1 protein-coding gene is annotated in these 398 nt (G+C 63.6%); it reads left to right on the forward strand.

Annotated features, from left to right (window positions below; translation table 11 throughout):
* The coding region (locus AC2A1E_RS24325; RefSeq protein WP_484385896.1) for an Ig-like domain-containing protein at positions 1-398 on the forward strand (398 nt) is incomplete at both ends.

The raw sequence follows: 398 nt of genomic DNA on the forward strand, positions 1-398 counted from the left end.
GTGCGGAAGCCAACAGCCTGGTGAAGATCGCCGATCAGAACGGGTTGTTGGGCTCGGTACAGACCGATGCCACGGGCACCTGGCGCTTTACGCCGACCACGCCACTGGCGGAAGGGGAGCACCGCTTCACCGTCACGGCCACGGACAAGGCGGGTAACGTCAGCGATCCGTCCAACACCTTTAGCCTGACGCTGGACTTCAGCGCGCCGGACGCAAGCAAAGTGGCGATCACCGGGGTAGACGATACGGTCGGGGCATTCAAAGGTAATGTGGTATCCGGCGGAACCACCGACGACAGCCGTCCGACCCTCAAGGGCACCGGCGCGGAAGCCGGTAACACCGTTACGGTGTACAACGGCACCGCGGTGATTGGTACGGCGACCGTGCAAGATGACGGC

Source organism: Serratia sp. HNCC26DJ206 (assembly GCF_057180605.1).